The organism is Escherichia sp. SCLE84 (assembly GCF_012584495.1).
GTDB lineage: Bacteria > Pseudomonadota > Gammaproteobacteria > Enterobacterales > Enterobacteriaceae > ECMA0423.
The window spans coordinates 603,022-624,860 of record NZ_CP051430.1; the positions used below are offsets into that span (position 1 = coordinate 603,022).

Consider the following 21,839-nt stretch of genomic DNA (forward strand, 5'->3'; position numbering starts at 1 on the left):
TCATGCCAGAATTTATGGTTGTAGTGGGTTATATTTTTTCGATCTCGACCAGATTAGTGTGCTGCGGGTTTCCCTTCGCCAGTGGTGAAGGGCGCAGAGTGGTTAGCGTATTCACACAGCCGCCATGGTCGATTTTATCGCCAGACATATTGGCCTCGTGCCAGGCTCCCTGGCCCATAGCGCTAACTCCAGGGAGAATACGTGGTGTCACTTTGGCTGGTAGCCGAACTTCGCCACGATGGTTAAACACCCGCACCATATCGCCGTTGGCAATCCCACGTTTCTGCGCATCTATAGGGTTGATCCACACCTCCTGACGGCAGGCTGCTTTCAGGACATCAATGTTGCCGTAGGTCGAGTGAGTACGGGATTTGTAATGGAAACCAAACAGTTGCAGTGGGAAGGTTCTACGTTCAGGGGAGTCCCAGCCTTCAAAGGTAGAGGCATAAACTGGCAGTGGGCTTATCACTTCATCTTTTTCCAGTTCCCAGGTACGGGCAATTTCCGCCAGCTTGCTGGAATAAATTTCAATCTTACCGGAAGGTGTTTTAAGTGGATTTGCCTCGGGGTCGTCACGAAATGCTTTGTAGGCGACAAAATGACCATTGGGATCTTTACGCTTATAGATACCCATTTTTTTCAGTTCGTCGTAAGACGGTAACGCCGGATCTTTGGCAAGCATTTTGGCGTACAGATGTTGTAACCATTGTTCCTGCGTGCGACCTTCAGTGAACTTTTGATAGACGTCAGGTCCAAGACGTTTCGCGACTTCACTCAGGATCCAGTAAATCGGTTTACGTTCGAATTTTTCGCTGGTGACTGGCTGGAGGAAAATGAGATATCCCATGTTACCGGCGTAGTCGTTAGGAATAATATCTTCCTGCTCAACGGTCATCAGGTCTGGCAGCAGAATGTCGGCATATTTTGCCGATGAGGTCATAAAGTTTTCGATGACCACAATCATTTCGCATTTCGATTCGTCTTGCAGAATTTCATGCGTTTTGTTGATGTCAGAATGCTGATTAACGAGGGTATTTCCCGCGTAGTTCCAGATGAACTTAATGGGCACATCCAGTTTATCTTTGCCGCGGACGCCGTCGCGGATTGCCGTCATTTGCGGACCATGATCGATAGCATCTGTCCAGCTGAAGCAGGAGATTGACGTTTTGACCGGATTATCCAGCACCGGCAGGCGTTCTATGGTAATGGTATAGGTCGATTCACGCGCGCCACTATTTCCGCCGCTGATGCCGACATTGCCCGTCAAAATAGGTAACATAGCAATAGCGCGTGCAGTCAGTTCGCCGTTTGCCTGGCGTTGCGGCCCCCAGCCCTGGCAGATATAAGCGGGTTTTGCTGTGCCAATTTCACGCGCCAGTTTGATGATACGGTCTACCGGGATACCGGTAATTTGCGAAGCCCACTGCGGCGTTTTCGCTGTGTTATCATCACCTTCACCAAGAATATAGGCTTTATAGTGACCATTTTTGGGTGCATCTGCGGGTAAGGTTTTTTCGTCATAGCCGACGCAGTATTTATCGAGAAAAGGTTGATCAACGAGATTTTCGTTAATCAATACCCAGGCAATACCCGCAACCAGCGCGGCATCGGTGCCCGGGCGAATAGGGAGCCATTCATCTTCACGACCAGCAGCCGTATCGGTATATCGCGGATCGATAACAATCATTTTGGCGTTCGATTTCTCGCGCGCTTTTTCAAGAAGATAAGTGATGCCACCGCCGCTCATGCGGGTTTCTGCCGGGTTGTTACCAAACATCACGACCAGCTTGCTGTTTTCAATATCCGTGGTGCTGTTGCCATCATTACTGCCGTAGGTGTAGGGCATGGCACAGGAAATTTGCGCGGTGCTGTAGGAGCCATACTGATTGAGTGAACCGCCGTAGCAGTTCATCAGGCGTTTGACCGCCGAGGCTGATGGCGAAGAGCGGGTCATATTGCCGCCAACAATCCCCGAAGAGTACTGAATATATACAGCCTCATTGCCATATTGTTCGACGGTTTTTTTCAGGCTACTGGCGATAGTATCCAGGGCTTCATCCCAGCTAATCCGTTCGAATTTGCCTTCACCGCGTGTACCCACGCGTTTCATTGGGTAATTCAAGCGATCGGGATGATTAATACGCCGGCGGATGGAGCGACCGCGCAAACAGGCGCGTACCTGATGGTTGCCGTACTCATCGCTGCCGGTATTGTCAGTTTCCACCCAGGTCACTTCATTATCTTTAACATGTAGACGAAGTGCACAGCGGCTACCACAGTTGACGGAACAGGCACCCCAGATCACTTTTTCGCTGGCCTGTTGTACCGTTGCCGCTGCACTGCGCAGGGTGAACGGTAAAGAAAAACCGCCTGCAGCCAGCGCCAGAGAACCTATCGCGGTTGATTTAACGAGTGTTCTGCGGCTGATGCCCACCATTCGGTCATTTTTGGACATAACTCACTCCCTGTTCTTTATCGTTATATAAATGTTTATATATTGAATATTTAGCGCGCTAACAATAGAGGGAGTCTACCCATTTTGGGTTAAGAATTATTAATCCATATCAATAGAAGGGTATGAGTAATAAGGTGGGATTATGTTGTATGTTCAAATCGCCGGATGTGTCGTATCCGGCGTTCAGTCGATAATGTATTACTGCGGTTCGGCAGGCGCGCCATCCTGGGTAGACTGCGCGGGAGCAGAGACGTTACCGCTGGTGGTGCGGGTATAGAGAATTTTATGCGTATCATTAGCGCAATGGCCGACGACCTGGGAATCAGGCTGATCAACCTGGTCATTGGGTACAATACTTAACGTGAAGCTGCTTTCGGGTACGCCATTATTGATAATGCGCTGTGATATATCGCTCTGTATGCGCTCACAGGATCCCGGCGCGGCGAGTACCACGGGTGAGGCGAGGGCGAGCAGAAGCGCGGCACAGCAGGTTGAGAGTTTCATCATAAGCTCCTTACGCGAAGATAACTTCTTTAAGCATAGCATTTAACGTGTAAAGTACTGTATTTGCTACTATGATTGAGAATCATCTCTACTCTCTGGTGACTGTTGTGAAATACAAATTACTACCATGCTTACTCGCGATATTCCTCACAGGATGTGACCGCACAGAGGTAACACTTTCATTTACCCCTGAGATGGCCAGTTTCTCTAATGAATTCGATTTTGATCCGCTGCGTGGTCCGGTAAAAGATTTCACTCAGACATTAATGGATGAGCAAGGTGAAGTGACGAAACGTGTTTCTGGGACTTTGTCGGAAGAAGGCTGTTTTGATTCACTCGAATTACTGGATCTGGAAAATAATACCGTGGTCGCTCTGGTACTGGACGCCAATTATTACCGTGATGCCGAGACGCTGGAGAAGAGAGTACGTTTACAGGGAAAATGCCAGCTAGCAGAATTACCTTCTGCCGGGGTGAGTTGGGAAACCGATGATAATGGCTTCGTGATTAAAGCCAGCAGCAAACAAATGCAGATGGAATATCGCTATGATGATCAGGGTTATCCGCTGGGTAAAACCACGAAAAGTAACGACAAAACATTATCTGTCAGCGCCACGCCATCAACGGATCCGATCAAAAAATTAGATTACACAGCGGTTACTTTACTGAATAATCAACGGGTTGGTAATGTAAAACAGAGCTGTGAATATGACAGTCACGCTAATCCGGTGGACTGTCAGCTAATCATTGTTGATGAAGGAGTAAAACCCGCCGTCGAACGGGTTTACACCATCAAAAATACGATCGATTATTATTAATGCTATTGTGCGGTCGGCTTCAGGAGAGTCTGACCCGGTGTTTTGTGCTCTGCCAGATACTGATGCTGGAATATACACATGCGAATGGCATTACGATATTGACCATTAATAAAGAACTCGTGCATCAATTCACCTTCAACCGAAAAGCCAAGCTTGCGGTAAATGTGAATCGCTTTTTCATTCTCTTTATCAACGATCAGATACAGCTTATAGAGATTGAGAACGGTAAAGCCATAGTCCATTGCTAATTTGGCGGCACGGGTTGCCAGACCTTTCCCCTGATACTCCGGGGAGATAATTATCTGAAATTCTGCGCGGCGATGAACATGGTTAATTTCCACCAGCTCCACCAGACCGGCTTTTTCGCCGTCACATTCCACCACAAAGCGCCGTTCGCTCTGATCGTGAATATGCTTATCATACAGATCAGAGAGTTCAACAAAGGCTTCGTAGGGTTCCTCAAACCAGTAACGCATCACACTGGCGTTGTTGTCGAGTTGATGTACATAGCGTAAATCTTCACGCTCCAGCGGGCGTAGCTTAACACTGTGGGCGCTTGGCATAACGTGTCCTTACATTCCTTAAATCAATAACAGGTTAGGGGGTAATAACGCGGCCAGTTCGACGGTCCAGGCAGCGCAAAGTATTGGGCTCCCAGTAGGCATTGATGTTGGCGCTTTGCTCACATTTATCGCGGTTATCAAAAGCGGCGTCGGCTTTATCCCACTCTTTTTCAGTGCGTTTATTCACTTTCTGGCGCAGATTGCGCGTGTCATTCCATTGCTCTTTTTCCATAGCGGCGTGCTGGCGGCTTTGTGCACTGTCGCCAGACTCAATCACCAGTTTGTTAGTTTCGGCATGAACAGTTGTGCTCAATGCCAGTGCGCAAGGCAGCAGAATAGCGAGCAGGCCGATTCGTTTGCTGAGAGTGATTTTCATAATTCATTCCCTGTATGAATGATTAAAGGTGATTCTACACCATCCACTGCGGACGCAAAACGTACCAGGAGGGTGTTTATATTGATGATATTATGTCGCCCTATAACTATACATGATGTCAATAAGAGACAAAGATGATTAAAACAACGTTACTATTTTTTGCTACTGCGCTGTGTGAAATTATTGGATGCTTTCTGCCCTGGTTGTGGTTAAAACGAAACGCCAGTATCTGGCTGTTGCTTCCGGCGGGGATTTCACTGGCGCTGTTTGTCTGGTTGTTAACGTTGCATCCAGCGGCGAGTGGGCGTGTTTACGCGGCTTATGGTGGCGTTTATGTCTGCACGGCGTTGATGTGGCTGCGCGTTGTGGATGGCGTGAAACTGACTCTTTATGACTGGACGGGTGCGTTGATTGCGCTTTGCGGCATGTTGATCATTGTTGCGGGCTGGGGGCGCACGTAGGAACATAAATCCATTTTATCAATAAGATAAGAGGAAGTGTCAGCTGACAAAAGGTATTCTATTTCATCTTTTGTCAACCATTCACAGCGCAAATATACGCCTTTTTTTGTGATCACTCCGGCTTTTTTCGATCTTTATACTTGTATGGTAGTAGCTCAGTTGCGTAGATTTCATGCATCACGACAAGCGATGCAAGGAATCGAACATGAAGATCGTAAAGGCTGAAGTTTTTGTTACCTGTCCGGGGCGTAATTTCGTCACATTAAAAATCACCACTGAGGACGGTATTACGGGCCTTGGGGATGCCACCCTCAATGGACGTGAGCTTTCCGTGGCCTCTTATTTGCAGGATCACCTTTGTCCGCAGCTTATTGGTCGCGATGCGCACCGTATCGAAGATATCTGGCAGTTTTTCTATAAAGGTGCTTACTGGCGTCGCGGTCCGGTTACGATGTCGGCCATTTCAGCGGTTGATATGGCGCTGTGGGATATTAAAGCCAAAGCTGCCAACATGCCGCTTTACCAGTTACTCGGCGGCGCGTCTCGTGAAGGGGTGATGGTTTATTGCCATACCACCGGTCACAGTATTGATGAAGCTCTGGATGATTATGCCCGTCATCAGGAGCTGGGATTCAAAGCCATCCGCGTGCAGTGCGGAATCCCTGGTATGAAAACCACCTACGGCATGTCGAAAGGTAAAGGTCTGGCTTATGAACCCGTAACCAAAGGACAGTGGCCGGAAGAGCAGCTGTGGTCGACGGAGAAATACCTCGATTTCATGCCGAAATTGTTTGACGCGGTACGTAACAAGTTTGGTTTTAATGAACATTTGCTGCATGACATGCACCATCGCTTAACGCCTATTGAAGCGGCGCGCTTTGGTAAAAGCATTGAAGATTATCGCATGTTCTGGATGGAAGACCCGACGCCTGCAGAAAACCAGGAATGCTTCCGTCTCATTCGCCAACATACCGTCACACCCATCGCAGTGGGTGAAGTCTTCAACAGCATCTGGGACTGCAAACAACTGATTGAAGAGCAACTCATCGATTATATCCGCACCACGCTGACCCATGCAGGCGGAATTACCGGTATGCGCCGGATTGCCGATTTTGCTTCGCTGTATCAGGTACGTACTGGCTCACACGGTCCTTCCGATTTGTCACCAGTCTGCATGGCTGCAGCGCTGCACTTTGATCTGTGGGTCCCCAATTTCGGTGTCCAGGAATACATGGGTTATTCCGAACAAATGCTCGAAGTCTTCCCGCACAACTGGACTTTCGATAACGGCTATATGCATCCGGGAGACAAACCGGGTCTTGGCATCGAATTCGATGAAAAGCTGGCGGCGAAATATCCCTATGAACCTGCTTATCTACCAGTCGCACGTCTGGAAGATGGCACGCTGTGGAACTGGTAAGGAGTAAGATAATGAAAAGCATATTAATTGAAAAACCGAATCAACTGGCGATTGTCGAACGTGAAATACCCACCCCGTCAGCGGGTGAAGTACGAGTAAAAGTGAAACTTGCCGGAATTTGTGGTTCAGATAGCCATATTTATCGTGGGCATAATCCTTTTGCGAAATATCCGCGCGTCATTGGACATGAATTCTTTGGCGTCATTGATGCGGTGGGTGACGGCGTGGAAAGCGCCAGAGTCGGTGAACGTGTTGCTGTCGATCCGGTGGTCAGCTGTGGGCATTGCTATCCGTGCTCTATAGGTAAACCGAACGTTTGTACGACACTTGCTGTATTAGGTGTGCACGCTGACGGTGGTTTCAGTGAATATGCCGTGGTTCCGGCAAAAAATGCGTGGAAAATTCCTGAAGCAGTGGCCGATCAATATGCGGTGATGATCGAACCTTTTACCATTGCGGCTAACGTAACCGGACATGGTCAACCGACTGAAAATGATACCGTTCTGGTTTATGGTGCCGGTCCAATCGGCCTGACGATCGTTCAGGTATTAAAAGGCGTCTATAACGTTAAAAATGTGATTGTTGCCGATCGCATTGATGAACGACTGGAAAAAGCGAAAGAGAGCGGGGCAGACAGGGCGATTAATAACAGCCAGACACCGCTTGGCGAGATTTTCGCTGAAAAAGGCATCAAGCCGACATTAATTATCGATGCGGCTTGTCATCCTTCTATCCTGAAAGAGGCCGTAACGCTGGCTTCTCCAGCGGCACGTATTGTATTGATGGGCTTCTCCAGTGAACCGTCTGAAGTGATTCAGCAAGGAATTACCGGAAAAGAACTCTCTATTTTCTCTTCACGCTTAAATGCAAATAAATTTCCGGTTGTTATCGACTGGTTAAGTAAAGGGTTAATTAAACCAGAAAAATTAATTACCCATACGTTTGATTTCCAGCATGTTGCTGATGCCATTAGTTTATTTGAACAGGATCAAAAACATTGCTGCAAAGTCTTACTCACTTTTTCTGAATAATACCAATAACGGCGAGTAAGTAGTACGCATCTTACCTCTTTTTTAGAGATAACCATTATGACAATAGAAAAACATGAAAGAAGCACTAAGGATTTGGTGAAAGCAGCAGTATCGGGATGGCTGGGCACTGCGCTTGAATTTATGGATTTCAAGAGTCATACGTGTCAACTATTTGATAAATATTAAATTAATTTTTCATTGCTTCGTTATGGGGCATGGTTGGGGCAAACTCGCTTAACTGTGTATTTAACAAAGCTACCTGTGCATTATTGTTTTCAGACATCCATTTTCCGTATACCTGAAATACCATTTGCGCATCTGCATGGCCCATCTGGTTTGCTATAAATGCCGGATTAGCACCAGCTGTCAGCGACCAGCAGGCATAAGTATGTCTCGACTGATATGATTTTCGATGGCGGAGTCCGGCACGTTTTATCGCTGCGTCCCACATCTGCCTTATTGAGTCAACGGTAAAATGGTCACCATAATTTTTTACTCTCGCTGACACTTCAGGTTGAAAAACAAAGGTGCATTTATGTTTTTCTGTTCTGCCATACTCTCTGAGGTGAACATCAATGATATGCTCTTTGCTCAGTCTCGTTAATGTCATCTGACTCCGGAGAGCGTCGATTGCTGGCTTAATAAGATGAATGACCCGATTGGTTCCCGCCTGTGTTTTTGGTACCGTGAAACGGTCTTTTGCTAAATTTCTCCTGATCATCATTGTTCCATTTTTCAGATCTATGTCCTCCCATCCAAGTGCACACAGCTCACCAGGGCGAACGCCAGTATAAACAGAAACACACCATAAATTTTTGGCTTGCTGATTTCTGCACGCATCGATAAGACGGATGAATTCCTCCCGCGAAAGAGGATCCGGAATGGTTCTTGATTCCTTTAATGGCGAGATCCCCTTAAACGGGTTATCTGCCAGGTAACCGTTATCAACACCAAACTGGAACACGGCGTTAAGATTTGTCATGTAATTATTTACAGTTACAGCCGATCTCCCTGGTTGTGTAACAATATAGTTACTTTTGGGGATCTGGTATCCAGTCAGTAGCTCTTTACGAACCTCCAGTAATTTTTCTTTATTAATCGATGAGGCAAGATTTTTTTCACCGATTATGCTCAGGATATTTTTGATGACGGCACGGTATGTGTTGAGTGATGTTTTTGCGACTTCAGTTTCTTTCAGTGCCAGAAATTTTTCAGCCAGTTCTTTTATGGTTAAATCTTGTCGAGTCTCACCAAATTTTTCCAGATTGCGTGAGGAGGGAAACTGTTTTGCATAGTCGAAAACACCAGTTTTTATTGCGTAACAAACAGAGGCGCGTAGCTCACCTGCAACGCGCCTGTTTTTTGCTGTGTCAGGAACCCCCAGGTTTTCCCTGACTCTTACGCCTTTATAAACAAACCAGATACGTAATTTCCCTCCATGGTTTTCCACGCCTGTCGGATATTTCATTTCAACTTCTCTCATTAGTTAGTGTGGCTTTTAGTCAAGTAAGATGACGTCTTGGTCTTGCTGATGCCTGGCGCTCAATCCAGCGATCAATTTCTTCCAGGTTGTAAAAGCATGGACTGTTATCCCATGGCATACCGTCATGAGCGACATGCTTATATTCCCTTCCTTCCATAAACGATTTTTCCCGGGCCTTTTTTAACGTACCTTTTTTTATTCCTTTCAGCGCAATTAACTGCTCTTCGGATACCCATTTGCCGGGAGAGACAATCATGATTACTTCGCTCATCGATTTCTTTATCTCTTACATCAGACGAGCGCCGGTTGCAGAATACCAGTCACAACCGGCGACAGTTGAACATTAAGAATCAGCCTGACTCGGGATCAGTTTTTGCCAGATAACTGAAACGTATTTTGCCTGGTAACGGGCGTCATCAAGTGCATTATGGCGCTCACCTTCGAATGGAATAGCCGTTCTGGCATCGAAGTCTATGGCTTTCCCCAGCTCAACGATTGTGCGTACATCGCGATCGTTGTAGTAACGCCACGGGCAGGGGATCCCCTGCCGTTCGTATGAACGGCGCAAAATCGTGTTGTCGAAGTTGGCTCCATTTCCCCAAACCTGAACAAAAAATTCACCGGAGTTTTCGTCGATAAATTCCCGCAATTGTAACAGTGCATCATCTAACGGGATTTCATCGGTCATAATGGCCGATTGCGCTTCGCGTGATTGCTTAAGCCACCATTTAATGGTGTCCCGATCAATGACTCCGCCAGCAGTTTCCAGATCGATAGTCTTACTAAATTCCGGTCCCATATCTCCGGTTTGCGGATCGAAAAATATTGCACCTATTGAGATGATCGGGGCATCAGGATTTTTTCCCATGGTTTCAAGGTCGATCATTAGATGGTCACACGTCCTGCTGGTGGATGTGATTTCGTGATGACCGTTCACCTTAATTGAGTGATCTGCCGTCTCGCCAGTTTCATTATCGCTATCGTGATGCTGATTGCCGCCAGCGTTCTCCTTGTGTGGATGTTCAGCGCCTTCCATTTCCTCCGGATCATCTTCCTGAACTTCAACCTGATACTCTTCATCGAATGTTTCTTGGTATGTTGCGTCGCCCATCACCGCGCCACAATCAGGGCAGTTGCCGCCGCCGGTCTGACCGCAAGCGGTGCAGACTTTTTCCACTTCCTGTTGCGCCACTGATTCAGGCTGTTTCGTTTCTGGCTCGTTTTGTAACGCATTTGGGCTGTTTTGTTCCGCTTTTTGGTAGTTCCGTTCCGATTCATGCTGGTTCTGGTTCACAGAATCGCGGGTCTGGATCCCCTTAACCCATTTCGGATCATTCGGGTCACTAATCCCTTCAACAAATTCACCACGTGATGCAGCAAGCAACTTATCGGCGTCAGGCTGGCTGATATTGGCTGCCTGCATAATTTTGTTTACTTCGTCAGCGGTAACTTTTATCGGCTCTGGTTGTTCTGAATCTTCAGCGGTATCTACATTTTGCGGTAAGCCCGTGTATGTGCCATTTTTTCGGGCAAAATATTCTTCTTTTGTGATTTCAGTGGCGCCAGCAGCCAGTGCCTTATCCAGACCAGAAAGTTTGTTTGCGCGACCGTATTTTTCTCCGTCCTTATCTGCGAAGAGGAAATAGAACGGCCCCTCACGCTCTACAGATGGTTCAGCTTCCGGTGCGGTTTCATTTTTTGGGATATCAGATACCTCAGTTTCCACTGCATCAGTTTGTGTTTCTGATGACTTGAGAACATCAACAGTGCCCAGGTCTGTTTCTTCATTCTCAAACACGCCCTTTGTCGTCAGGTATTCGCAGATATATTTGTTCAGTGCTACGGGATCTTTGTGAATGTCGATCGGACGCTCACGGACAAGGCCAAAAATAGTTTGGCGGTCGTAGCGAAGGGCATCAGGCTGTTTGCGTATTGATGCCGAGATACGCTTCCAGTCTTCGCGGTCGTTGTCGATAACTTCATTTTTTGCCCAGCGATGGATGCTGCCGTCAATGTTTCCGGCATCCACATCACCAGGCCAGAGAGCGTAGGCCAGTTCGTCATCCAGTGTTTTCCATGTCTGCTTGTATTCGCGATGAATGGCAGCAATGACCGGGCTGATTTTTCCTGTTGAATTTTCAGTGTACTGTTGATTGGCTCTGGCGCGGGCGAGATCAACAACAGACGTGTATTTTCCGGTTTCCTTGCGTTCACCTTCGCGACGTTTTTTCCAGATGCGCATCTCTGCCTGAATTTCGGGCCATTTAGCACCAGGAATACATTTATGCTTAACCCACCCAATGGCGTGCAACTTAAGCTCCGGATACATGGCGTTAACTTCTGGCATTTTCATCAACGCTTCAACGATATGTCCGTTGAATGTTGCCATGTCTTCCTGCAACAATTCCTGTGCGCTAATAACCATATCAACGGTGATGTTTTCACATGTGTCGAACTTAACCATGACAGCGTTCTGTACTTCAGGGGCCAGCTTGTCAAAAGTGACGTTCATCGGATCGGATTCAGTCTCAACCGGGACAAAAGAAGCAGACTCCTCATCCCAGCGGTTTTCCTGCATATATTCAGCATCCCATGAATCGAGGGCAGGGCGGGGTATACCAGGTTTATCCTCGCAGACAATAAATTTATAAGCGCAGTCCTGAGCAGCCGGATAATGTTCCAGGAATTGCCAGTGAAATTTTGCTCGAGCACGGCGTTCGTCGCCAGCTTCAATGGCTGTGGCTACAGCCACAGCGCCTTCTTCCCTTGTTGCCAGTTCGTCAGGAATAGCGGCGCAAATAAAGACTTTACTCATTTTGTTTTAACCTCATGACAGATTTAAGGATGAACAAATCCCTGCCATTGCTGGCATATAAGAATGAAACCGGATATTTATTACGGAACTGTTTTAAAGACCTGCCGGGATTTCGATATTATCCTGGTGAATAACTTTATCGACCGGGTAACAGTTACCGGGAATTTTCTGTTCGGTTGCTGCAGTCATACACTCCTGCATTGTCCTGTGAACACTGACTGCAATATCAACTGGCACTCCGGAAACAAGAAAAACTGTCAGAACAAGCGCAAATGCTGAATTCATTGTGCACATCCTTTTGGCATCAGACGTAAACGAGCCAGCATTGAAACAATGCATATTTTATTTAATAGCTCCCGTTCTTGTTTTCTCTTGTTAATGGCATCTTCAGTAAATACAGGGTTACTGATAGTGACACCAATTTCAAAACAACCTTCAGACGTATTAACGTTTGGTAATAACGTTTTCATTATCGCGCCCTCAACAATGAGTTTTGTGATGCGGTGCCTGGTGCCTCCAGGTGACGTTAACCAGTTAACAATTAACGCCGGATACAGAGAATCCACCCATAACACTGTTTTTGGTTTTAACTGTTCCGCGTGCGCTCAGCCGCATTCACCACATCACAAAATTCACTTTAAAAAGGGCGGCAGAGCAGTCACGGAGTAAAACTGATACCGCCAAACGTCACCAGAAAATTGATAACAGATGGCGTTGCAGCGGGGTTGTCACTTAAGCGTATGGTCAACCTGACAACCCGGTGTCCTCAACGGGGAAGGAATAACCCCGCCATACTTACCGCCGCGCCATTTCGCGGGTTGCCACAACCGGAAGCGCACGGTCGACGAAAATTTAACGACAGGCTATCTATGAACCAGCTACCTCGCCGTGCGCTTTCGCGTTATGGTCTGACTTTTCAGGGAAATATCCTTTCAGTAAACTGTCAGTGCCGGATGCTCACCCGTGTCCGGCGCACGCACTCCACCTCACCCGTGGAGAACTCCTTAATTACCAACCTTAGCTTCGTTGGTTAGCTATTAACGCGGGTATGTAATCATTCTGGCAATGCTTAATGCCGCTGCTTTTTCCAGATTGGTGATATCCTGCTCCAGAGAGAACATATTTTCAGCCTGCTTAGCCCTGGCTTCATTAGCCCATTTCAGATCCTGCGCTGCATTAATTTTCTGGTGCATCCACTCATAAAGTTCATCATCGGTATAGTCTGGCGCGATGATAACGGGTTCTCGTTTCTGCATACTGATTCCTTGCGGTGCTGTTTCGCTTATCAGCCGTTAGATTTTGCCGAACTGGAAAGCGCCTGTTTAAATTCGCTGAAGCTGAGAGCTTCTTCGCCTTCGGCAAGGCCTTCGAAGTATTCTTCGTAAGCCTTTTCCATGATTGTGTCGAAATCCATATCACCCACCTGAATTTCTTTCCAGCCAGCGACGCGCTCCAGATTCGGTTTTAAACGTTTTGCTTTTGGTATACGTCATTGCGGTGAACGTGCCGTCCTGGTTTGGAAACACGCCGTACACCAGAGATTCGTTGTTGCCAAGATCGATAGTATCCATGCTGACCTCATTTCCCCTTAACGCCGGGGTAGCGGAACTGTTTGCTGAGAACACCGTGCGGTGTCTTGATGGAAAATAATTTAGAATAACCTAACATGAGAGGCAAGTGTTTTTTGTTAGATTGATCTAACAAAAAGGGTGGGCGCAACTAATCACTTGAAAAGAATGTTATTTTATTGATTTATTTTTACGCGCTTTAAGCATTTCTTCGAAGAGTTTGTTGAAGTTTTCTACTCTTGCGCGCATTTCAGACAGCAAGGCTTCCTGCTCGGAAGATGGAAGAGCATCGAATAATTCGATCAATTCTTTGTGGTTGGGAGTTAGCTCTGTTTCCACATGAAGTTCTTGTGCAGGCACTGGTGCCTTGTCTTCGTCACCAAACATTAGCCATGTAGGTGAGCACTTCAGAGCATCCGCTAAAGCAAACAATCGTTTTCCGACTGGCTGGGTTTCGTCTCTTTCCCATTGTGAAATTGTGACGTGAGCAACTCCAGCGAGGCGCGCGGCTTCTCGTTGTGTTAAGCGTAATTCTTTTCGTCGCGCCAGAACTCGCTGGCCCAGGGTTCTTGTATCCATAGTTAGGTAATTCTAATTTTTCTTGACTTAGGTATCCCGCGCACAATAATGTTAGAAAAATCTAACAAGAGGGGGATTTGATGCTTAAAGTTGACGCAATTACTTTTTTTGGCAGCAAAACAAAGCTTGCCAATGCCGCAGGAGTGAGGCTGGCAAGTGTTGCTGCTTGGGGGATACTGGTTCCTGAAGGTCGCGCGATGCGTCTACAGGAGGCATCTGGCGGGGAGCTTCAGTATGATCCCAAAGTTTATGATGAATATCGTAAGACGAAGCGGGCGGGGTGGTTGAACAATGAAAATCACTCCTGAACAGGCTCGTGAGGCTCTGGATGCCTGGATATGTCGACCAGGAATGACACAGGAGCAGGCGACGATATTAATCACTGAAGCATTCTGGGCTTTGAAAGAGCGCCCGAACATCGATGTTCAGCGTGTCACAGATGAAGGTGGCGCGGTTGATCAGCGAGCGCTTGGTGTTAATCGAGTGAAGATATTCGAACGCTGGAAGGCTATCGACACCAGGGATAAGCGTGAAAAGTTCACGGCGCTAGTGCCTGCGATTATGGAGGCTATCCGGATTAGTGATTTCAGGTTGTATCGTGAAATTATTGACGGAAAAAGCATCACGTGCATGATCGCCGGGTTAAACAAAGAATATGGCGATGTGGTGGAGTCCGGACTGCTTTTTGCTGATCCTGCCGTAGTGGATCGTGAAACTGACGAACTTATAGAAAAAGCAATTGCTTTCAAGCTTGCGTATCGACAGCAATACCAACAAAAAGCTGGATGGAATTATGAGCCTTCTTTTTGCTGAACGCCCACTGGTTATAAACACGCAGCTGGCAATGAAAATTGGCTTAAACGAAGCCATTGTTTTGCAACAACTGCACTACTGGTTGAGAGATACCAACTCCGGCATGGAATGTGATGGTGTTCGCTGGATTTATAACACAACGGAACAATGGCTGGAACAGTTCCCATTCTGGTCAGAGTCAACGTTAAAGCGCGCGTTTGCAAGTCTGAAAACGCTGGGGCTTTTGCGTTGTGAAAAGCTCAATAAATCAAAGCGCGATATGACCAATTTCTACACGATCAACTATGGGAGCGAGCTTTTAGATGGTGGCAAATTGAGCGAATCCATCGGTTCAAAATGCGCCGCTCCATCAGGTCAAAATGACACGATGGAAGAGGTCAAAATGAAACGCTCCATTGATTCAAAACGACCCAATGTCATCGGGTCAAAATGGCCTGATGATCTTACAGAGAATACAACAGAGATTACTACAGAGAATAAAAACACTTTTCGTCCGGAAGCTTCGCAACCGGACCCGCAGACGACTGAACAGGATTTTTTAACCCGGAACTCCGACGCGGTTGTGTTTAGTGCGAAAAAACGCCAGTGGGGTAGCAGGGAGGATTTGGCGTGTGCGCAGTGGATCTGGGGGCGGATCGTGGGTCTCTACGAACAGGCAGCCAGTGATGATGGCGAGATCATGCGACCAAAAGAGCCTAACTGGACTGCCTGGGCCAATGACGTGCGCACAATGCGGATGCTGGATGGCAGAAGCCACAGACAAATTTGCGAAATGTTTGGTCGGGTTCAGCGAGATCCATTCTGGGTAAAAAACATCATGAGCCCGTCAAAGCTCCGCGAAAAATGGGACGAACTGGTCATCCGCCTGGGACGTTCACCTGTACAGCGTTGTGTTAATCATATTTCTGAACCGGATACAGAAATTCCGCCTGGTTTCAGAGGATAAGTGTTGATTTCAGGTCATGAGGTAATTTTAAGGGGGACTTGTGGCAAAAGTTTTTACACAAGAAGAGCGGGAAAAAATTAAATGGCAGGTGGTGGAACTCGTGCGCCAGAGCGGCCGTGAGACGTTACGGCAACTGGAAGCTAAAACAGGTGCGACTAGATATCTGATGAGCGTTCTTGCCAGAGAGCTGGTAGCCAGTGGCGATGTATACAACTCCGGCTACGGGTTATTCCCCTCTGAACAGGCGCGTAAGGACTGGCAAAACGCCCGCAAAAAACTCTCGAGGGCAAAGGTGAAGAAACCTGCTGTGGTTGATCCGGACCTTATCTGGTCATCACCTGACGGAGAAACACGTCGCTACGACAGTCGCCTAAACATAATCTGTCGCGAGTGCCGGAAGAGCGAAGTTATGCAGCGCATACTGGCTTTCTATCAGGGTAATTTTCAGGACGTGGCGCAGTGAGTGCACCGGCAACCATTCTTGATATGTGCTGTGGCAGCCGCATGTTCTGGTTCGATAAGTCTGACGAACGGGCGATATTTAGCGATATCAGAAAAGAAGGATACACATTACGCAATGGGAGACGCTTGATTATCAGCCCTGACATTATCGCAGATTTTCGTGCATTATCATTTGCAGACGCATCTTTTTCGATGGTTGTATTAGACCCTCCGCATCTTGAGCGTGTTGGTGATAACGCCTGGATGGGAAAGAAATATGGACGGCTGAATAAAGATGCCTGGCGTGATGATTTGCGACAGAGATTTAAAGAAGCTTTTCGGGTGTTGAGGCCGCACGGCGTTCTGATTTTTTAATGGAATGAAACGCAAATACCGGTAAGCCAGATTCTGGCACTGACAGATAGAAAGCCTGTTATCTGTCAACGAACAGGGAAAAAACGATAAAACCCACTGGATTATTTTTATGAAAGAGGCATCCAGTGAGTAGATTCGTAAGGTTACAGATACGTATATCTGAATAATTAAATTCAGTTCTGTAAATAAAACTTAATCCTTAACCGGATGGATTTCTGCACCCTCAGAACATCAGGAGGCCGCCCGAAAGGGCGGTAGTGAAATGCGAAAGTTCAAAATTATTATTGAAACGGGAATAGCTGGTGGAGATTTTGAGGATGTATTCGAAGTGGACGATGACGCAACACCTGATGAAATTCATGACGGAGCATAAGAAATTTTCTTTAACTACTGCAATTACTCATACCACGAAATAAAAGACGATGAGGAAGAACAAAGTGGCTGATTTTTGTTCAGCTAAATATAACATCAGTTTTGAAGAGCGGGATGAACTATTAATGGACTATGGTGAGTTACGCGGTGGAAGTGCTGCTGATGTCGAATCCTAGCGTGATGACTATGAAGCGGGAAAAACTCCGGTCGAAGCATATTGTGATGAGTGGGGCGATGAATGAGCGAGATTAATTATCAGGAAGGGCATGAAACGGCGGGGCAAGCAAAACCAGTGACATGGCGATATCGCTACGTGAAAAAAGGCGTTACGGACTTTCAGGGGAAGTAGTGGTCTGGTGACTGGAAATATGTACCGAAAAAAGAGGATTGTAACGACAGGCCGAACTATCAAATTCAGGCCTTATTCACTGCCTCACCAGTCCCGGTTACATCAGAAGAATTGGTTAAAGCTGTGCACTTTTATGAACAACTAAAACGCGAAAATCCACCAACATCCGGCAACTAGATTAATGGGTTAACTATGTCGGTTAAACGACCAGCCAACTGAAAAAGCGGAAACCTGATTACAGGTTGCCAGATAAGGCAATGAGCTACCTGGCGCGGAACGGACTGATAAGTATGGGGAATGTTTTACGATGAACCTTTAGACTAAAGAGTTTGTAACGCTATGTAAGTGATTTTTTCTGGTTTAGATATTTATATGTCCGGCCAAATTGAGGTGTGTTTAAATGTAATTGCACATTGATTGTAGGAGGAATAATGAAAAACGCATTGCAGTTTTTGTTTGTTGCGTTCTGGTTGTTCGCATCATGTATGCCCATCATCTTCACAGCAAGGTATATGGAAAAAGTTGATGTTTTGATATTAATATTTGGATATATAAATGCCCTTTTTTTAGGGGTGTTCATGGCGGTCATGTGCATTGAATACTGGCGGTAAATACAGCGAACTCCATTGGTTTAGTTGGATATTTACTGTGCTGGACAAAAACGGTTTGCGGGGAAATCTTAGTTAAGTAGAATGACTGCGGGTGCTTGAGGCTATCTGCCTCGGGCACGAACACCAACGGCAGGTAGAGAAAAGCCCCAGTTAACATTACGCGTCCTGCAAGACGCTTAACATTAATCTGAGGCCAATTTCATGCCAGACACATGTAGGTTAGCCTCTTACGTGCCGAAAGGCAAGGAGAAGCAGGCTATTGTTAACACCAAGCTGTAATGTCCCCTTTGAACCATTCTAAAATGTCCCCAGACAATTCTCTGGGGGATTTTTCATGACCAAAGAAACTGTTACGATGAGTCATAAGGAACTCCACCGACTTCAGATTATTCAGGAGTCAATTAATCGACATATTACTCAGGAACAAGCTGCGGCACGCATTGGCATTTCTATTCGGCAGGTTAAACGTCTGGTGCAACGGTATAGAAATGAAGGGCCTTCTGGTCTGGTTTCCCACCGACGTGGAAAGCGTCCTAATAATTCCTTTTCTACTGAATTCAGAGCAACAGTAATTTTACTCCTCAAAGGCCGTTACGCTGATTTTGGACCTACGTTTGCGTGCGAAAAATTGCGCGAGATACACGGTTTATCTTTATCCGTTGAAACTCTCAGAAAGTGGATGATAGAAGAGGGGGGTATGGCGTGAACGCCGTCGTAAAATTGCCCGTATATATCAACGCCGCATGCGACGACCATCTTACGGTGAACTGATCCAGATTGATGGCTCACCTCATGACTGGTTTGAAAATCGAGGCCCCAGATGTACACTGATCGTTTTCATTGATGATGCCACCAGTGCGTTGATGGCGTTGCGTTTTGTGCCTGCTGAAACAACCCGGGCTTACATGGAAACCCTCCGGGGTTACCTTAATGATCATGGCGTACCGCTCGCTCTCTACTCTGATAGACACAGTATATTCAGGGTAAATAACCCAGAGCGGGAAGGTGAGCTGACCCAGTTCACTCGTGCGATAAAGACACTGGGCATCGAGCCAATCCATGCCAACAGCCCGCAGGCAAAAGGGCGGGTAGAGCGCGCCAATCAGACACTACAGGACAGGCTGGTCAAAGAAATGCGGCTTCAGAATATCAGTGATATTGAAACAGCAAATGCATGGTTGCCGACCTTTATTGAAGCCTATAACAACCGGTTCGCTACGTCGCCTCGTACTACTGATAATGCTCATCTTGATGTGCACCATTCTGAAGAGGAACTGGGTTATATCTTCAGCCTACAGGCGAAGCGCGTTCTGTCTAAAAATCTCACTTTCCAGTACAAAAGCAGTGCGTTTCAGGTACGCAGTGAGGGCCGGGGATATCGACTTAGGCATTCGGTTGTTACTGTATGCGAGAACTTTGACGGTGAAATTAACGTTCTGTATGACGGGAAAGCGCTGGGCTGGGAAAAGTATGTTGATGGCCCGGAGCCTATACCACTGGATGATGAAAAGAGTGTCCATGAACGAGCGGATAATGCCCGTATTGATTTACGCTCAAAATACTATGTTAAACCTAAAGCTGACCATCCCTGGCTTACGCGCCGAACGCAAAGTCATCAGCAAGTTAAGCCCCCGAAGTTACCTAAAAAGAAGCCTGATCCCGATAAAAAAGATTGAAACCAAGATCGATTCGGTTGAGTGCATATCCATTCATAGGGTAGATTCTTAAGTCGCGTTTCTGGTGTTCATTTTCGGGTGGTTTGTTACTTGTTTTACCGGGGATATGCCAGAAACGCGCTGAGTCAGTCTGGGCGGTGCGCGTAATGAGGCGTTATGGTAAATAGCCTATGCTAATGTCCGCTAAGAGCAAGAAGCGGAAGTTGGCAGTTTTGTGGACTGTCCCCACAAAAGTGACTACAGAAATAGTTGCAATTCATAATTGATCATGGGTTGTCAGTTAAACTCGTGGCGATTTAAATAGACTAATTGGGAGTGCGTCCATTACTTATATCTTGTAATGTTAACTATCAGAAATGATACAAAGATAATATGTCTTTAAAGAAAAGGCTGATGGCGAAAAGTGGCCCGATGAGGGCCACAATACGGCTGTCACTTAGACGTAAATATCAATGGTGCCAGCGGTATTTGTATCGTCTTTTTTCTCTTCTTTTTTATCAGGCTGAACTGTCGCGTCTTTATTCTTTTTCTCTGCCTGCTGCCTTAACAACTGCTCCAGTTGAGCCCTGAGGCTTTCAATTTGCTTCTGTACCAATGCAGCCATTTCTTTTTTCTGCTGTGTCGTCATCCCCTCTTCCGATGAGATTTTCCCAAGCTTTTCAGTCAGCACCTGAATTTGTCTTGTGATTTTGGCTATTTCTGATGTTCCTTCCGGGGCGGAGTTGTTTGAAATAACGGTTGAGGTATTTCCCTGAATTGTGACAGACATAGATTTCTCCTTTTAAAAAAGCACTATCGGCATGCACAAAAAAATCTTTAATCGTATTTCTTGTGTCATTAATTGTTTGATGTTCAGATTGTTTTCCTCGCGGGCTGGCGCGCCTCAGAAAGTAAAGCTTGTTGACAGGGGTAAACGTTCGGCAATAATTTTCTGCCGCATGCGGGTGTTGCATAAAACGTGCTACGTTCCTTTATCGACAGGTCAGGTCACCGCTCGCCCGCCGACGAGAAAGCAACACTGACATGCTAAAGCAAAAAATAGATGAATAAGTTGAGTTGTGCATATGTAGCCTGACCGTCACAAAGTATATGGTGTCTGTACCAGTAAGATGATGGCCGGACTCTTTAAAAACGAGCTGACCTGCACAATACAGGATGGACTTAGCAATGGCTGCTCCTGGCACAAAGCGGACAGTGATCACCGTTCTTACGACTACTTTCTGACTTCCTTCGTGACTTGCCCTAAGCATGTTGTAGTGCGATACTTGTAATGACATTTGTAATTACAAGAGGTGTAAGACATGGGTAGCATTAACCTGCGTATTGACGATGAACTTAAAGCGCGTTCTTACGCCGCGCTTGAAAAAATGGGTGTAACTCCTTCTGAAGCGCTTCGTCTCATGCTCGAGTATATCGCTGACAATGAACGCTTGCCGTTCAAACAGACACTCCTGAGTGATGAAGATGCTGAACTTGTGGAGATAGTGAAAGAACGGCTTCGTAATCCTAAGCCAGTACGTGTGACGCTGGATGAACTCTGATGGCGTATTTTCTGGATTTTGACGAGCGGGCACTAAAGGAATGGCGAAAGCTGGGCTCGACGGTACGTGAACAGTTGAAAAAGAAGCTGGTTGAAGTACTTGAGTCACCCCGGATTGAAGCAAACAAGCTCCGTGGTATGCCTGATTGTTACAAGATTAAGCTCCGGTCTTCAGGCTATCGCCTTGTATACCAGGTTATAGACGAGAAAGTTGTCGTTTTCGTGATTTCTGTTGGGAAAAGAGAACGCTCGGAAGTATATAGCGAGGCGGTCAAACGCATTCTCTGAACCAAAGCATGACATCTCTGTTTCGCACCGAAGGTGACACTTCTGCTTTGCGTTGACAGGAGAAGCAGGCTATGAAGCAGCAAAAGGCGATGTTAATCGCCCTGATCGTCATCTGTTTAACCGTCATAGTGACGGCACTGGTAACGAGGAAAGACCTCTGCGAGGTACGAATCCGAACCGGCCAGACGGAGGTCGCTGTCTTCACAGCTTACGAACCTGAGGAGTAAGAGACCCGGCGGGGGAGAAATCCCTCGCCACCTCTGATGTGGCAGGCATCCTCAACGCACCCGCACTTAACCCGCTTCGGCGGGTTTTTGTTTTTATTTTCAACGCGTTTGAAGTTCTGGACGGTGCC

28 protein-coding genes and 4 pseudogenes are annotated in these 21,839 nt (G+C 46.7%); 17 read left to right on the top strand and 15 right to left on the bottom strand.

All coding sequences use genetic code 11. The annotated features are described in order from the left end of the window. Positions 1 to 28: 28 nt before the first annotated feature. Positions 29 to 2,455, bottom strand: coding sequence for a selenate/tellurate reductase subunit YnfE (gene ynfE, locus HGD79_RS03150; RefSeq protein WP_050940319.1), 2,427 nt, complete (start codon positions 2,453 to 2,455; stop codon positions 29 to 31). 198 nt (positions 2,456 to 2,653) lie between these two features. Next, on the bottom strand, positions 2,654 to 2,959 hold the full coding sequence (locus HGD79_RS03155) for a DUF1161 domain-containing protein (protein WP_001307224.1): 306 nt from the start codon (positions 2,957 to 2,959) through the stop codon (positions 2,654 to 2,656). 107 nt (positions 2,960 to 3,066) lie between these two features. Here HGD79_RS03155 and HGD79_RS03160 point away from each other — a divergent pair, with 107 nt between their 5' ends. Further along, on the top strand, positions 3,067 to 3,777 hold the full coding sequence (locus HGD79_RS03160) for a YnfC family lipoprotein (RefSeq protein ID WP_001321287.1): 711 nt from the start codon (positions 3,067 to 3,069) through the stop codon (positions 3,775 to 3,777). 2 nt (positions 3,778 to 3,779) lie between these two features. Here HGD79_RS03160 and speG read toward each other — a convergent pair whose 3' ends face one another. Beyond that, positions 3,780 to 4,340: a spermidine N1-acetyltransferase gene (gene speG / locus HGD79_RS03165; RefSeq protein WP_001138581.1), complete on the bottom strand. Its 561-nt coding sequence runs from the start codon at positions 4,338 to 4,340 to the stop codon at positions 3,780 to 3,782. Positions 4,341 to 4,374: 34 nt separating this feature from the next. Next, complete coding sequence (locus tag HGD79_RS03170) at positions 4,375 to 4,716, bottom strand: DUF1283 family protein (protein ID WP_000705211.1); 342 nt, start codon at positions 4,714 to 4,716, stop codon at positions 4,375 to 4,377. Positions 4,717 to 4,850: 134 nt separating this feature from the next. Here HGD79_RS03170 and HGD79_RS03175 point away from each other — a divergent pair, with 134 nt between their 5' ends. The 3 genes from HGD79_RS03175 (at position 4,851) to HGD79_RS03185 (ending at position 7,628) form a co-directional block, all read left to right on the top strand. After that, positions 4,851 to 5,177, top strand: a complete 327-nt coding sequence (locus tag HGD79_RS03175) for a YnfA family protein (RefSeq protein ID WP_000598292.1) — start codon at positions 4,851 to 4,853, stop codon at positions 5,175 to 5,177. A 205-nt stretch (positions 5,178 to 5,382) separates the two neighbouring features. Continuing rightward, positions 5,383 to 6,597: a starvation-sensing protein RspA gene (gene rspA, locus HGD79_RS03180; protein ID WP_168848287.1), complete on the top strand. Its 1,215-nt coding sequence runs from the start codon at positions 5,383 to 5,385 to the stop codon at positions 6,595 to 6,597. Positions 6,598 to 6,608: 11 nt separating this feature from the next. Further along, a complete protein-coding gene (locus HGD79_RS03185) occupies positions 6,609 to 7,628 on the top strand; it encodes a Zn-dependent oxidoreductase (RefSeq protein WP_000836057.1) in 1,020 nt (339 codons plus the stop codon). A gap of 187 nt (positions 7,629 to 7,815) precedes the next feature. Here the strand turns inward: HGD79_RS03185 and HGD79_RS03195 are convergent, their stop codons facing one another. From HGD79_RS03195 to HGD79_RS03235, 9 genes are all read right to left on the bottom strand, one after another. Next, on the bottom strand, positions 7,816 to 9,096 hold the full coding sequence (locus HGD79_RS03195; protein ID WP_000876986.1) for a site-specific integrase: 1,281 nt from the start codon (positions 9,094 to 9,096) through the stop codon (positions 7,816 to 7,818). A 34-nt stretch (positions 9,097 to 9,130) separates the two neighbouring features. Beyond that, a complete protein-coding gene (locus tag HGD79_RS03200; RefSeq protein ID WP_000005552.1) occupies positions 9,131 to 9,382 on the bottom strand; it encodes an excisionase family protein in 252 nt (83 codons plus the stop codon). A 72-nt stretch (positions 9,383 to 9,454) separates the two neighbouring features. After that, a complete protein-coding gene (locus HGD79_RS03205; RefSeq protein ID WP_021511903.1) occupies positions 9,455 to 11,926 on the bottom strand; it encodes an exonuclease in 2,472 nt (823 codons plus the stop codon). A 93-nt stretch (positions 11,927 to 12,019) separates the two neighbouring features. Then, positions 12,020 to 12,211 (bottom strand): lysis protein YdfD, encoded by a 192-nt coding sequence (ydfD, locus tag HGD79_RS03210; RefSeq protein WP_001083280.1) that lies wholly within the window; start codon positions 12,209 to 12,211, stop codon positions 12,020 to 12,022. Next, on the bottom strand, positions 12,208 to 12,396 hold the full coding sequence (gene dicB / locus HGD79_RS03215) for a cell division inhibition protein DicB (RefSeq protein ID WP_000854559.1): 189 nt from the start codon (positions 12,394 to 12,396) through the stop codon (positions 12,208 to 12,210). Before dicB ends, ydfD begins: the two co-directional genes overlap by 4 nt. A 567-nt stretch (positions 12,397 to 12,963) precedes the next feature. After that, positions 12,964 to 13,182 (bottom strand): protein YdfC, encoded by a 219-nt coding sequence (ydfC, locus tag HGD79_RS03225; RefSeq protein ID WP_168848288.1) that lies wholly within the window; start codon positions 13,180 to 13,182, stop codon positions 12,964 to 12,966. Positions 13,183 to 13,211: 29 nt separating this feature from the next. Continuing rightward, a complete protein-coding gene (ydfB, locus tag HGD79_RS26820) occupies positions 13,212 to 13,340 on the bottom strand; it encodes a protein YdfB (RefSeq protein ID WP_000344964.1) in 129 nt (42 codons plus the stop codon). A 1-nt stretch (position 13,341) separates the two neighbouring features. Continuing rightward, the gene (locus HGD79_RS03230; protein ID WP_000379578.1) at positions 13,342 to 13,497 is read right to left on the bottom strand and encodes a DUF1391 family protein; all 156 of its coding nucleotides are present in this window, start codon (positions 13,495 to 13,497) and stop codon (positions 13,342 to 13,344) included. A 168-nt stretch (positions 13,498 to 13,665) separates the two neighbouring features. After that, positions 13,666 to 14,073 (bottom strand): helix-turn-helix domain-containing protein, encoded by a 408-nt coding sequence (locus HGD79_RS03235; RefSeq protein WP_000381212.1) that lies wholly within the window; start codon positions 14,071 to 14,073, stop codon positions 13,666 to 13,668. 80 nt (positions 14,074 to 14,153) lie between these two features. Here HGD79_RS03235 and HGD79_RS03240 point away from each other — a divergent pair, with 80 nt between their 5' ends. The 10 genes and pseudogenes from HGD79_RS03240 to HGD79_RS26505 all read left to right on the top strand — a co-directional run bounded on the left by HGD79_RS03240 (position 14,154) and on the right by HGD79_RS26505 (position 19,656). Beyond that, complete coding sequence (locus HGD79_RS03240; RefSeq protein ID WP_168848289.1) at positions 14,154 to 14,381, top strand: Cro/CI family transcriptional regulator; 228 nt, start codon at positions 14,154 to 14,156, stop codon at positions 14,379 to 14,381. Beyond that, positions 14,365 to 14,886 (top strand): toxin YdaT family protein, encoded by a 522-nt coding sequence (locus HGD79_RS03245; protein WP_168848290.1) that lies wholly within the window; start codon positions 14,365 to 14,367, stop codon positions 14,884 to 14,886. Before HGD79_RS03240 ends, HGD79_RS03245 begins: the two co-directional genes overlap by 17 nt. Then, the gene (locus tag HGD79_RS03250) at positions 14,867 to 15,832 is read left to right on the top strand and encodes a hypothetical protein (protein ID WP_000054509.1); all 966 of its coding nucleotides are present in this window, start codon (positions 14,867 to 14,869) and stop codon (positions 15,830 to 15,832) included. Before HGD79_RS03245 ends, HGD79_RS03250 begins: the two co-directional genes overlap by 20 nt. Before the next feature lie 40 nt (positions 15,833 to 15,872). Next, positions 15,873 to 16,295: a DUF977 family protein gene (locus HGD79_RS03255; protein WP_168848291.1), complete on the top strand. Its 423-nt coding sequence runs from the start codon at positions 15,873 to 15,875 to the stop codon at positions 16,293 to 16,295. Further along, a pseudogene (locus HGD79_RS03260) lies at positions 16,292 to 16,781 on the top strand (class I SAM-dependent methyltransferase). The gene HGD79_RS03255 and the pseudogene HGD79_RS03260 overlap by 4 nt, the downstream one beginning before the upstream one ends. A gap of 129 nt (positions 16,782 to 16,910) precedes the next feature. Next, positions 16,911 to 17,093, top strand: a pseudogene (locus tag HGD79_RS26940) (hypothetical protein). 165 nt (positions 17,094 to 17,258) lie between these two features. Then, positions 17,259 to 17,680, top strand: a pseudogene (locus tag HGD79_RS26340) (hypothetical protein). Between the two features lie 634 nt (positions 17,681 to 18,314). Further along, positions 18,315 to 18,686 carry a helix-turn-helix domain-containing protein gene (locus HGD79_RS26495; protein ID WP_021511900.1) on the top strand — a complete coding sequence of 124 codons (372 nt, stop codon included), beginning with the start codon at positions 18,315 to 18,317 and terminating at the stop codon, positions 18,684 to 18,686. Positions 18,687 to 18,723: 37 nt separating this feature from the next. Beyond that, a pseudogene (locus tag HGD79_RS26500) lies at positions 18,724 to 19,386 on the top strand (IS1202-like element ISEsa1 family transposase); the annotation flags it as partial. Between the two features lie 90 nt (positions 19,387 to 19,476). Continuing rightward, the gene (locus HGD79_RS26505; protein WP_247653389.1) at positions 19,477 to 19,656 is read left to right on the top strand and encodes a hypothetical protein; all 180 of its coding nucleotides are present in this window, start codon (positions 19,477 to 19,479) and stop codon (positions 19,654 to 19,656) included. Between the two features lie 436 nt (positions 19,657 to 20,092). On the opposite strand, the gene HGD79_RS03275 is transcribed toward HGD79_RS26505, so the two are convergent. Beyond that, entirely contained in the window at positions 20,093 to 20,425 is a 333-nt protein-coding gene (locus HGD79_RS03275) for a FlxA-like family protein (protein ID WP_001317460.1), read from the bottom strand. A 202-nt stretch (positions 20,426 to 20,627) separates the two neighbouring features. Next, complete coding sequence (gene ydfV, locus HGD79_RS03280) at positions 20,628 to 20,933, bottom strand: protein YdfV (RefSeq protein WP_168848292.1); 306 nt, start codon at positions 20,931 to 20,933, stop codon at positions 20,628 to 20,630. A gap of 24 nt (positions 20,934 to 20,957) precedes the next feature. Between ydfV and relB the strand changes: the two genes are divergently transcribed. The 3 genes from relB (at position 20,958) to hokD (ending at position 21,711) form a co-directional block, all read left to right on the top strand. Continuing rightward, positions 20,958 to 21,197, top strand: a complete 240-nt coding sequence (gene relB, locus HGD79_RS03285) for a type II toxin-antitoxin system antitoxin RelB (protein WP_000534858.1) — start codon at positions 20,958 to 20,960, stop codon at positions 21,195 to 21,197. Next, a complete protein-coding gene (relE, locus tag HGD79_RS03290; RefSeq protein WP_000323025.1) occupies positions 21,197 to 21,484 on the top strand; it encodes a type II toxin-antitoxin system mRNA interferase RelE in 288 nt (95 codons plus the stop codon). Before relB ends, relE begins: the two co-directional genes overlap by 1 nt. A 71-nt stretch (positions 21,485 to 21,555) precedes the next feature. Beyond that, positions 21,556 to 21,711, top strand: a complete 156-nt coding sequence (gene hokD, locus HGD79_RS03295; protein WP_000813254.1) for a type I toxin-antitoxin system toxin HokD — start codon at positions 21,556 to 21,558, stop codon at positions 21,709 to 21,711. Positions 21,712 to 21,839 lie beyond the last annotated feature (128 nt).